This window comes from Solibacillus daqui, from assembly GCF_028747805.1.
GTDB lineage: Bacteria > Bacillota > Bacilli > Bacillales_A > Planococcaceae > Solibacillus > Solibacillus daqui.
Genome location: NZ_CP114887.1, coordinates 4,049,979 through 4,062,575, shown reverse-complemented (window position 1 = coordinate 4,062,575; position 12,597 = coordinate 4,049,979). Strand labels below are relative to the sequence as shown.

The 12,597-nt window shown below is 34.9% G+C and carries 10 protein-coding genes and 1 riboswitch; all 10 genes read left to right on the top strand.

Annotated elements, in window-relative coordinates:
• Positions 1–24: 24 nt before the first annotated feature.
• Positions 25–124, bottom strand: a riboswitch (purine riboswitch).
• Between the two features lie 157 nt (positions 125–281).
• The 10 genes from O7776_RS20085 to O7776_RS20040 all read left to right on the top strand — a co-directional run bounded on the left by O7776_RS20085 (position 282) and on the right by O7776_RS20040 (position 12,415).
• On the top strand, positions 282–1,082 hold the full coding sequence (locus O7776_RS20085) for a MerR family transcriptional regulator (RefSeq protein ID WP_274308632.1): 801 nt from the start codon (positions 282–284) through the stop codon (positions 1,080–1,082).
• A 95-nt stretch (positions 1,083–1,177) separates the two neighbouring features.
• The gene (locus O7776_RS20080; RefSeq protein ID WP_274310557.1) at positions 1,178–2,257 is read left to right on the top strand and encodes an agmatine deiminase family protein; all 1,080 of its coding nucleotides are present in this window, start codon (positions 1,178–1,180) and stop codon (positions 2,255–2,257) included.
• Positions 2,258–2,887: 630 nt separating this feature from the next.
• Positions 2,888–3,223: a CotD family spore coat protein gene (locus tag O7776_RS20075; protein ID WP_420802137.1), complete on the top strand. Its 336-nt coding sequence runs from the start codon at positions 2,888–2,890 to the stop codon at positions 3,221–3,223.
• Positions 3,224–3,922: 699 nt separating this feature from the next.
• Complete coding sequence (gene guaD, locus O7776_RS20070; protein ID WP_274308631.1) at positions 3,923–5,293, top strand: guanine deaminase; 1,371 nt, start codon at positions 3,923–3,925, stop codon at positions 5,291–5,293.
• Positions 5,294–5,364: 71 nt separating this feature from the next.
• Positions 5,365–6,717 carry a uracil-xanthine permease family protein gene (locus O7776_RS20065; protein ID WP_274308630.1) on the top strand — a complete coding sequence of 451 codons (1,353 nt, stop codon included), beginning with the start codon at positions 5,365–5,367 and terminating at the stop codon, positions 6,715–6,717.
• A gap of 657 nt (positions 6,718–7,374) precedes the next feature.
• Positions 7,375–8,130: an SDR family NAD(P)-dependent oxidoreductase gene (locus O7776_RS20060; RefSeq protein WP_274308629.1), complete on the top strand. Its 756-nt coding sequence runs from the start codon at positions 7,375–7,377 to the stop codon at positions 8,128–8,130.
• A 95-nt stretch (positions 8,131–8,225) separates the two neighbouring features.
• On the top strand, positions 8,226–9,491 hold the full coding sequence (locus tag O7776_RS20055) for an MFS transporter (RefSeq protein ID WP_274308628.1): 1,266 nt from the start codon (positions 8,226–8,228) through the stop codon (positions 9,489–9,491).
• A 302-nt stretch (positions 9,492–9,793) separates the two neighbouring features.
• Positions 9,794–10,876, top strand: a complete 1,083-nt coding sequence (locus tag O7776_RS20050; RefSeq protein ID WP_274310555.1) for a type III polyketide synthase — start codon at positions 9,794–9,796, stop codon at positions 10,874–10,876.
• Position 10,877: 1 nt separating this feature from the next.
• Positions 10,878–11,405, top strand: coding sequence for an isoprenylcysteine carboxyl methyltransferase family protein (locus O7776_RS20045; protein ID WP_274308626.1), 528 nt, complete (start codon positions 10,878–10,880; stop codon positions 11,403–11,405).
• Positions 11,406–11,668: 263 nt separating this feature from the next.
• Positions 11,669–12,415: a class I SAM-dependent methyltransferase gene (locus O7776_RS20040; protein ID WP_274308625.1), complete on the top strand. Its 747-nt coding sequence runs from the start codon at positions 11,669–11,671 to the stop codon at positions 12,413–12,415.
• Positions 12,416–12,597: the final 182 nt, after the last annotated feature.

The following is a 12,597-nucleotide window of genomic DNA, read 5'->3' as shown; positions in this document are numbered from 1 at the left end:
ATAAAAAAAATCCTGATTACAAAAAATGAATAGTTCATTTTCTGTAATCAGGATTTTAAGGTTCCTGGTAGAGACCCTCAAGCCGTATTCTTGAGGTTATACAGTAATATTTATGTGTAATAAGCGAGCACGTTGAATAGTTTACTAGCTTTCATTTGAATTATCAAGTGTTTAATTTTAGTTTTAATATTACCAATTGGCAAAAAACAAGTTGTACTTCCAATGTTTATGAAACAAGAGAGGGATGACAGGCACTACGCTAGGCGGATGGGGGAATATAAATGTATTTAATTGGTGAAATCGCAAAAATTACAAAAGTATCTACTAGAATGCTGCGACACTATGAGAAAGAAAGGTTACTAAATCCTGCTGTTAATGAGGAAAATGGATATCGTCAGTACACAGAGGAAGATATTGATACGATTGAAAAAATTAAGAGACTGCGTAAATATCATTATTCTATTGCGGAGATACAAACCATTTTTGAAAAAGGACTTTACCATTCTCCTGGTATTTATAAGGAAAAATTAGATCAGTTAAATGGGGTAGTGGAAGAATACCAACAGCTAATTGATGAGTTACAAGAAGAAAATATTCCATCAAAATTAGTGAAGAATAACTATGATGTTCTTATCGGAAACAGAAAAGGATTCGATACGATCTTTAAAAGAGCTGTTATAAAGGAATTTCATTTGGAACGATTTTTAGAAGATACAGTAGAGAATATGTATAAGCAGCCATTTACTTTGGGTGGGAAATTTTTTGTTGTTTTTCATGATATGTCACAAATGAATGAAGGTGAACTTGATGTAGGCGTGTTTCAACCGATTGAAAATAGGGGAGAACATACAGATTTTGAGTTGTTACCATTTTCTGATGCTATATATATAAGTACGATCCATTATGGTACGTATAATACAATAAGTCGGGCATATATTCAGCTTTTTCGCTATGCAGAAGAAAATGATTATGAAATCATTGGGGAGTTTATGGAGAGGTATTTAGTTGATGGATACTATACCTTATATGTTGAGGAATTTATAACAGAAATATTTGTTACGGTTGCTCTTAAAAAGCCTTGACCTTCACATAATGTCAACCTATATATTTTAGTTGAAAATTGAATGGAGGGATTATTGTGAGCAAGCTAAAAAAGAGAATCGCTAGTTCATTATGCATTGCAGGTTTAATTGCTGGGGGATTAACAGTCCAAGCTCTTTCTCAAGAACCAGTTGGGAAATATAGTATGCCATTAGAAGAGGAACAGCATGAAGGGACTTGGCTACAATGGCCACATAACTATACCTATGGAAAAGGCTATAAAGAAAATATTCAAGACATTTGGGTAAAGATGACAAAAGCTCTTACAGAGGGTGAAAATGTCCATATTATAACATACAATCAAAAAGAAGAAGAAGCGATTCAAAAGTTGTTAGTAAATGCAGGTGTAAACTTGAAGCGTGTGGATTTTTATCAATATCCAACTGACGACGTATGGGTTCGTGATAATGGTCCAATATTTGTCTATGATGAAAAAGATGAGTTAGTTATTTTAGACTGGGGATTTAATGGTTGGGGTAAGAAGGAGCCATATAAAAAAAGTGATATAATCCCCCAACGAATAAGCGAAGATTTAGGGTTTAAATTAGTCAATTTAAATGAAGTCGTTTTAGAAGGTGGAGCAATTGAATTTGATGGAAGTGGGACAAGCTTGGCAACACGTAGTTCTGTCACAAATGATAATCGAAATGCGCATTTATCTGAAAAAGAAATAGAGGGCTATCTGTATGATGTTTATGGTATTTCCAATCCTATTTGGCTAGATGGGGTAAAAGGGGAAGACATTACAGATTTTCATATCGATGGATTTGCACGCTTTTTAGATGATGAAACAATTATCACATTAAAGAATGCAGACTTAATAGACTGGGGATTGAAGAAATCAGACCGAGATATACTTTTAAATGCAAAAAACGCAAAGAATAAACGATATAACTATGAATATTTACCTTTAACTAAAGAAAATGTCCGTTTAAAAAATGGTCAAAATTTAGGTTATAAAGGTTCTTATTTGAACTATTATGTTGCAAATAGTGTTGTATTAGTGCCAAATTATAATGATTCAAATGATAAAAGAGCTAATGAAATCATTCAAAAATTGTATCCAAATAGAAAAGTAGTTGGTATTGATGTACGTCAGCTCTATAAAGATGGTGGGATGATTCATTGTGTTACACAGCAGCAGCCGATTGAATAGGTAATCCAAACCAATGGTGGCGATTTGATACGATATTCTGATCACGGTGAGCATAAAGAATGCCTATTACGCGATATTTGTGTCGGTCTTATGAAATACCGCAGAGCCGTGGTGCCTTTTGCCGGGGTACAAGCACCTTACTGAAATGTTCCCAGAAATGTGTCCTTATGTACCAACGACGATCGCTTCCCTGAATTCAACAGGGGATCGGTCGTTTATCTTTTTATGGGAAAGAGTTATATTTTCTCACTTATTTTCAATTACCATGCATTTACTTAGCTGGACCTCTGTGTTGATGAAGAGGTCCAGCTAGCTTAAGGGGTTAGGAATGCTTATGATAACGAACGGAATTCAAAGAAAATTCATACAATTGTTTCACGTGAAATATTAAAAACGCATGACAATATGTCTGCTCCAAAGATTCTTTATGTTTTTGAGTAATTTACGCTAAAGGGAAATCGTTCCAATACAGGGAAATAAAGAATTTAAAGAGTCGATAAACTATGCTACATTATCGAGGTTTAACTTAATCAAATTTTTAAGACTTTTTAATAGGCAAGTAAATAGGTCACCAAGATTTCCTTTCATATGTTAATAAAGATACTATTACAAATAGGGAAGGAGATTTAAATGGTCAATAGAAACTGGTTTGATCCGTTTGGCGGTAATACAGGTCAAGGTTTCTTTAACAATGCACAACAATTGCCAGCGCAGACTTCACCGACGCAATATGCATCACCACAAGTATCACCGTCAAGACAATATGTTCAAAGAAATATTACAAATACGGTTGTACCACACATTCACCCTTCACACTTAACTACTGTTAATCAACATTATATTAATAACCAACATTATTTCCCTCATACTGAATCGGTAATAAATGAATGCTTTGAAACAAATACAATGTGCGGAAACCCATTTAGACCAAATGGGTGTGGCTGTTCTAAAAGAAGAGGCTGGTAATTAAAGCGGTTGAGTAGAGAATTAAGAATAATGTTCTCAGTTAGTGGGACATGGCTTTCTGAATAATTGAACTGAATAATCCATGAAATTTTTCGGAAATATGTGGTGAGAGAGTAGTGAATTTCTCTACATTTAACAAAAAGCAATAAAAAATCGAAATGGCATTTGTGCCATTTCGATTTTTTATTTGGACTAAAACTAATTCTGTCTGAGCCTCGTTTTACTCAAGATTCATTACTAAAGGGTAAGTATGAAATCATTTTATAATTCACCATTTTGAAAGCCTAACTAACTTTACAATGTGAAGTAAAAGTTAGTTTGATTTATTTAGTGTATAGGAGAGGATAAATCTCCCAACGGAGTCCGCATCTTAACAGAGATCATTTCGCGCTATTTTGGGGAGAAATGTGTTTTCTAATTAAAATTAGTTGCTTTAGCTATGAAGTAAATCTGATTTTTAATGCTTATATTTATACTATATTAGGATTTTTTGTTAATAAGTTCAAAGTAAAGTGTTGATGCAAGGCTTATTTACAACTTTATTTTTAAAGAATTATTCCTCTTTTTACTACAAAATAATACATTTCTCTAATTTTCTTAAATTTAAAAACTTTATTCGTGTATTGTATAGACTAAACGACTTTTATCCCATATAATATTCCCTATTCTTCATTAAAAACGAACATTAAGGTGGTTTTTATGTTTAATTATACGCAAATTTTCCGAGGGACTGCTTTTTCGAGTAAGTCACCTCAAGAAATACAGGTTTTAAAAGATTATCTGTTTTGCATAAATGCTGACGGAATGATTGAAAAAGTAGTTGCACCTGAGGATGCTGATTATCAAGAACTACTAAATAGATATCGAGGGAAAGAAAACTTCCACCAGTTAGCGGAAGGGCAGTATTTCCTACCGGGCTTTGTTGATTTGCACGTTCATGCACCTCAATGGGCACAATCTGGAACAGCACTAGATATTCCTCTTTCTGATTGGTTAAACACATATACCTTCCCCATTGAATCGAAGTTCTCAGATTTAAATTTTGCTAAAGAGGTGTATGAAGATTTAGTAAGTACATTACTAGCAAATGGCACAACTACATCACTCTATTTTGCTACTGTTCATAAAGAGGCTAGTTTATTGCTCGCTGAAATATGTGCCAACAAGGGACAACGTGGTCTAGTAGGGAAAGTTGTGATGGATGATCCTGAGCAAACGCCAGAATTTTACCGAGACGCTGATATTCAAACAGCATTAGCAGATACAGAAGAATTCATTATTGCTGTTAAAGAATTAGCAAAAACGACAAAACAAGGAGTTTATCCAGTTGTCACGCCACGATTTATCCCAAGTTGTACAGACGGTGCTTTAAAAGGCTTAGGAGAATTGGCTGCAAAGTACGATACACATATTCAATCTCACTGTAGTGAAAGCGATTGGGCACACGGTTATGTAAAAGAGCGATTCAATAAAAATGATGCGTTTGCGTTACATGATTTTGGTTTATTAGGTGACAAAGCGGTTATGGCACATTGTAATTTTTTAGATGATGAGGATGTAGAATTATTTGCTGAAACAGGTACTGCTATTAGTCATTGTCCTGTTTCTAATGCTTATTTTGCTAATAGTGTCATTCCGGTTGCTCATTTCCATTCAAAAGGAGTCGATATTGGTTTAGGTTCAGATGTTTCTGGAGGTTTTTCTCCAAGCCTTTTCGATAATGCTAGACAAGCTGTAATGTCATCTAGAATGTTAGAAGACGGGGTAAATCCATCTCTCCCAGCCGAAAAACGTGGCGTAGCAAATTCTCGTATTACAATTAACGAAGCCTTTTATTTAGCAACAGCTGGCGGTGGGGAAAGTTTAAGTTTACCAATTGGCCGTTTACAAGAAAACTATGCTTGGGATGTACAAATAATTGATACGAAAATAGCATCTGCAAAACTACCGATTTTCGATGTGAATGAAGATTTAACTGATATTTTCCAAAAAATCATGTATCTTGTTCGACCTGAAAATATTCGTGAAGTTTGGGTGCAAGGCAACAAAGTTCATAACAGAACGGTGTAAACAAAAGTTCAATACCCTAAAACGTCGATAAATTGAATTAAACAAATTAAAACTTTGAGGTGTGCAATTTAGTGGAATCGCAAAAAAATAAGCAAACTAACAATCAAAGCAGTACCCAACAATTAACCGTTTTACCCGATGATAAAATCTCATTTGGTCAATCAGCCTTTTTAGGTTTACAACATGTAATGGCGATGGATGTGTATGTAGTACCCTTCCTTATTGCGTTGTTAATCGGTTTACAATCAGGGCAATCTTCAGCGCTAATACAATCAACATTTATTGCAGCAGGAATTGCAACAATTGTTCAAACATATTTCTGTATGAAATTGCCGATTGCACAAGGTCCGTCTTATGTGCCGCTTGGTGCCATCGTTGGTATTTATGCTGCTAGTGGTGGTGGCGAACTTGGCTGGAGTTCGGTGCTTGGGGCAAGTTTAATCGGTGCTATATTAGTTATTATTTTAGGATTTACGGGTCTTTTTAATAAGATTGTAAAAATTTTCATTCCGCCAATCGTCGGAGGTACGATTATCTTTGTCGTTGGTCTTTCATTAATGCCTGTTGGTTTAAGTAGCAATATTTATAATGGTGCAGGTGCTACAATTAACCAAAACATTTATTTAGCGCTTATTACAGCTACGGTTTTAATCGTTTGCGTTATGATAGGTTCTTACTTCCAACAAAAAGGTCGCATCTTCCGTATTGCTTCGGTTCTTATTGCGTTAATTGCAGGGAGCATTGCAGCGAAATTTATGGGAATACTAGATTTATCGGCAGTCTCACAAGCTAAATGGTTTAGCCTGCCACAAATTCCGTTCTCTGATTTTAGTTTCACGTTTAATGCTTCTGCAATTATAACAATGGTCATTATTTATATTGTATTAATGGCTGAAACAACAGGTACTTGGTTTGCGATTAGTAATGTTATCGATCAACCTTTAACAGATAAGCAAGTAAATCGTGGAGTGATTGGTGAGGGTATTGGTTGTTTCGTTGCTTCTTTCCTTGGTTCAACACCAGTTACAGGATACTCAACAAACGCAGGTGTCATTTCAATTACAGGTATTGCAAGTCGACGTGTCTTCGTAGCTGCGGGGATTTGGTTTGTCTTATTTGGGTTTTCTGGTAAACTAGCAGCGTTAATATCTGTTATTCCTTCAGCAGTAATTGGTGGTGTGTTCGTCATCGTTTGTGGCATTATCGCGATTAGCGGTTTGCAAGTGATGAAAAATGTAAGAATCGGTGAAAAAGAAATGTACGTTATTGCGGTTCCAATGATTTTAACACTTGCATTAACATTATTACCTAAGGATTTCTTATATTCTTTACCGACGACAGTACAATATTTATTTGGCTCTCCAGTAGCAACAGCTGCAATTGCCGCGATTGTATTAAATAAAGTTTTACCAAGTGGCAAATAGCCAATAATAAAAATAAAGGAATTAACTAGCTAGAAATTCTAGCTAGTTTTTTTGTGGTTAGAAAAGTATTAATTTTTATTGAACTTTAAGAAAAGATATTGTGTCGTGCGCTTTGGTGAGAAATCCGTTTTTCTAACATTTCTATTCTTGTATGAACATGGATTTCTACTTTTCTCTTATTAGTTTTTTAACTAGCCAAAATACAATTTTAAAATGGTCGAGTTCATTAAATTGGCACATAAAAGTACCGAGGCTACTACGGTTACGTAAAGTAACTAATAGCAGATAGGTAATGGAAAATAAAACTATAGATTCTGTTTGTTAAAGTTTTTGAGAGAATACAATTCACATTATTGACACAATAAGCAAAAACGATTATTATTCGTTTAGTCGTAAACTTTTTAACTGTATACTTTCGATATTTAATGCTTTTTTTTAGATTCTCGCTACTTCAAATTTGGTTAAGTGAATTGATTTACGTTAGTTTCCCTCGAAAACCAGGGTTTGATAGACCGTCTGCGAATTGAAGTAGGATAGGTTAAGAAAACTAAGGAAACTAGTCAATTCAAAAAGTGCGTTGCTTTGAACTAGGGGTATTTTAATACTCAAGAAGGCTATTGGATAAAATTTAATAATTTTAGATAAGGAGATATAGCAATGAAAAAATTAGAAGGAAAAGTAGCAATTATTACAGGTGGCGCTGGCGGTATTGGTATGGGCATGGCAACTGCCTTTGTAAAAGAGGGAGCAAAAGTTGTAATTGTAGACTTAAATGCAGAAGTAGGAAATGAAACGGTCAAAACATTACAAGCGCTTGAACCAGAGTCAATGTTCATCCAAGCGGACCTTACAGAGCACGCTAATTTAGGAAACATTGTAAATCAAGTTATTGATAAATATGGCAAATTGGACATTTTAGTAAACAATGCACACGCTTCGAGAATGAACTCAATTGAAGATACAACTCAAGCAGATTTCGATTTCTCGTTTAATACTGGATTCTATCCAACATTCTACTTGATGCAAGCGGCACTACCTTACTTAAAAGAAACAAAAGGAAATATCATCAACTTCGCATCTGGTGCAGGAATTAACGGAGATGTAAATCAAGGTTCATACGCTGTTGCTAAAGAAGCAATCCGCGGTATTACACGTGTAGCAGCAAACGAATTTGGCCCATTTGGTATTAATGTTAACATCATTTCACCAATCGCTAAATCACCAGGTATGATCCAATGGGCAGAAGCAAATCCAGAATATTACGAAGGAATGCTTGCAAAAATTCCGCTAAGAAGACTTGGAGAAGTTGAACAAGATATCGGTCGTGTTGCAGTATTTTTAGCGAGTGAAGATTCGGCTTATATTACTGGTCAAACAATCATGGTAGACGGCGGATCAATTAAATTACGTTAATTCGTATACTTTATTTTTAGGACAAACAAACTGCCGTGTTGCGTGAAGTACATGTAACACGGCACTATAATAAATTATGGAATGAGGATTTCATCATGACTAAACAAAAAAATAAGTTCCATTATGCTTGGTTACTATTAATCGCCGTATCTATAATGGTCGCTCTAGGTAAAAATGGTATTTCGACAGCAGGTGGATTGTATCTAGCACCTGTTACTCAAGATTTAGGTATTGGTATGGGGAGCTTAACACTATACTTTAGTATCGCATCAATCGTTACAATGATTTTCTTACCAATTGCAGGTAAATTAATGGCGAAATATGATATCCGCTTAATTTTAATCGTATCGATTATCTTAATGGCTGGTTCATTCGCAATGTTCGGATTCATGAGCTCAGTTTGGGGCTGGTACTTATTCAGTATTCCAATGGCAATTGGTTCAATTTTTATTACACAAATGGCAGGACCTGTTTTAATCAATAACTGGTTTAAAAAGCATAATGGATTAGCAATCGGACTTATGGTTGCAATCGGTGGTGTATTTGGTGCAATCATTCAACCAACAGTAGGTAATTTAATTGCCAGCCAAGGATGGAGATTTTCATATATTGCTTCAGGTATTGCTGTAGCGGCAATTATTATTCCAATCATTCTATTATTTATTCGAATGACTCCTCAACAAAAAGGTTTACAACCAGTTGGTATGGACGAAGTAAAAACAAATGGTGATTCTTCTTCTCAACAAGAGACGGCAAAAGGAATTACAGCTGCAGTTGCAAAAAAATCTAGCGCATTCTTTGCTTTATTTGGTTTTTTCTTCATCATTACATCGATTGCGAGCTTTAGTCAGCATCTTGCACCATTCGCAATGGGCGTTGGCTACGATATAAAATTTGCAGGTAGTGCATTAGGTGCCATGCAAATCGGTGTATTAGTTGGTGCTTTATCATTTGGTGTATTAAGTGATAAAATTGGTGCAAAAAACACAGCGATTTTCGCGATGTTATTAGGTTTAGTGCCAGTAGGTATTTTCCTAACAGTTCCTGATAATCAAACAATGTTTATCGTCGCAATTGTTATTTTTGGTTTCATCGTTTCATCACTAGGAACATTAGGGCCTCTTTTAACAACAGCATTATTTGGAAACAAAGAATATAGTCAAATTTATTCTACAGCTGCAATTGGTTTAGCAGTTGCTGGTATCGTAGCATTACCGGGATATGGTTTTATCTTTGAGTTTACTGGTAGCTATACACTAGTACTGTATGCACTTGCTATTATGTTGATTTTAAACGCGCTATTAGTATTATTAGCGTTTAAAGGTAAAAAGAAATTAGAAAAAGCAGGTTTGTGGAATTAATACTTCCGTAAGGTGACTTTAACATAACATTGAGTAGTACATTACTTTCAACGGCGAACATGATACGATATTTTGTACGCCTAGTAGCGATGTTATTATAAAACGGATGCTCCCTTATTACTTATGTAAGTGATAAGGGGGCATTTTTTATTGGACGGGTATAGATCAATTTTTCAAAGAAATCCGCATAAGAAAATACGGCTAAGTGGAATTAGTAGAAGGAAATTTTCTAGTGCATTTGTATATTTCTCTTACTTTATCAATACATTGAAAGAAAGTATTTAATATAAGGAGCAATGACTATTCCTAAAATCGTTTCGGTTGGTACATACACGCCACCATACTCATTAGCTCAGTCCAATATTGAGCAATTAACAAAAGAGCTTTTTCAACACAAGATTTCTAGATTAGAAAGGCTACTAAAGGTTTTTGAAAATGGTGAAATAGAAACGCGAAATTTTTGTGTTCCACCAGATTGGTATCGTGAGGACCATACATTTGAAGAGCGTAATGAACTTTATATTCGGTTAACTACAGCGTATAGTGTGGAAGTCATTCAACGGTGCTTGGCTAATCGCTCATTTTTACAAAAAGATATTGCTACAAAAGATATTGATGCCATTATTTTTGTCAGCAGCACAGGAATTTCAACGCCTAGCATCGATGCGCGTGTCATGAATGTTTTAGCTTTTTCGGAGCATATTGTTCGAATACCGATTTGGGGACTTGGCTGTGCTGGTGGAGCTGCTGGTGTTAGTAGGGCATATGACTATTGCAAAGCATATCCAAACGCTAAAGTGCTCGTAGTTTGTGTAGAGCTTTGTAGCTTAACGTTTCAGAAAGAGGATTATACAAAAAGTAATTTAGTTGGGACATCTTTGTTTGCAGATGGCGCGGCCTGTGTGCTTGTTTGTGGGGATGATGTGGAGCTTGAACAGGAAAGAGCTATCCCACACATCCTTGGTTGCAAATCAAAATGGATGCCAAATTCTGAAGATGTAATGGGGTGGGATGTGAAAAGCGGAGGATTACATGTTGTATTTTCTAAAAGTATCCCCGGTATCATCTCAAATTGGCTTGGCCCATTTATTCATGAATTTTTAAGTAGTTACAATATTTCATCAAGCCAAATTAATAATTTTGTAGCACATCCAGGTGGAAAAAAAGTATTGAATGCTTATGAGGATGCCCTGAATTTAACAAAAATGCATACAAGTGTTTCACGTGAAATATTAAAAACGCATGGTAATATGTCTTCCCCAACGGTTCTTTATGTTTTAGAGCAATTTATGCTCAAGGAAAATCAATCCAATCCATTAGGTTTACTTGTTGCACTGGGTCCAGGTTTTAGTGGGGAAGCGGTGTTATTAGAATGGAGGGCATAAATTGATTTTTTACTTCATTTTTGTTTTCGTTATCATTCAAAGACTAGTGGAACTGCTAATTGCGAAAAGAAATGAAAAATTGATGCGGGCAAAAGGGGCCTATGAAGTTGGGGCCTCTCATTATCCATTTATGATTGCGTTACATGTCAGCTTCTTTATAAGTCTTCTAATAGAAGTATTGTATTTTAAATCCATGGTTGTCCCATTTTATGAGTTGCTAGTTGTATTTGTGTTATTGCAACTTTTTAGAATATGGTGCTTAGTATCCCTTGGTATGTACTGGAATACAAAAATTATTATTTTACCAGGGGCAAATGTTGTTGTGAAAGGTCCGTATTCCTATATTCGCCACCCCAATTACTTAGTGGTATGTCTTGAAATTTTAGTGCTGCCTTTACTATTCCATGCCTATGTTACAGCGCTTATTTTTACAATTTTAAATTTCCTCATGCTTGCTGTCCGAATTCCAATAGAAGAAAAGGCATTAAAAGAGGTAACGGATTATGCTACATCTATGAAACGCACATAAAATAACAATAGACCGATTTGAGACGTGTTTTATCTCAAATCGGTCTTTAAATTTAATTGGTAAAGTGTGTTGTTTTACAAAAGTAAATATTTTCGATTATTGTCTGTCATACGATTTTCAGAAGATAATAAAGTGTAATTTAAGAAAGATGGCATGCCTCTATCTACATCCTACCAAATATTTAATTATAAGTCTATTTTTGGACAAGGTAGGGTGAGATAATAATTTTGCGCAAATACATCATAACGTTATGAGAATGGTTGATGGATATGAAACAGAACATTTATGATAACACCGAATTTTTTGAACAGTACCAGCAAATTAGAGCGAGAGAATATAATTATAACAAGCAAATAGAGCAACCGAGTTTTCTGCAGCTTGTACCAGATCTTCAAGGGCAAGTCGTTTTAGATATTGGGTGTGGTGCTGGTGATTTTGCTGTCCTTTGTATACAAAAAGGCGCGAAAGAAGTTTTAGGGATTGATATATCTGCTAATATGATTACTACGGCTAAAAAACGTCACGAGCAAGAGCATTTAAAATTTATGAAGATTGCTTTTGAAGATTTAATTTTACAACAGGGTCATTTTCATTTTATAAGTAGTTCTCTGGCTCTACACTATATGGCTAATTTGCATGATGTCATTCAAAAAATTAGTGCAGCCTTAAGTAGAGGCGGTGTATTATTATTTTCAATTCAGCACCCTATTTATACGGCGAATATGGGAGAGGATAATTGGATAACAGATGAAGATGGAAATATCCTGCATTTTGCGGTGGACCGTTATCATGAAGAGGGGATAAGAAAGGAAGATTGGTTAGTAGATGGTGTCATTATGTATCATAGGTCTATTGCCACAATATTTAATACGTTATTGAATAATGGCTTATCCATTGAAAAAGTAGTTGAACCAATTCCATCAAGAGAAATTTTGCAACAAGTGTCCAATTTTAAAAAAATACTTCGAAGCCCTCCGTTTTTAATTATAAGAGCTAAAAATTTAAATTGATTCAGCCAATTATTTTTGTACAGGTGGCTTCAAAAAAGGGACCAAATCGAAAAAAACTTCGAATTGGTCCCATTAATTTAGAAATATCATCATTGCGAATCACAAAAAAATATGGTATCTTATTAAAGATATGCACACATTTTTATAATTATTGTATACTTTCCCTATATTAATCATACATC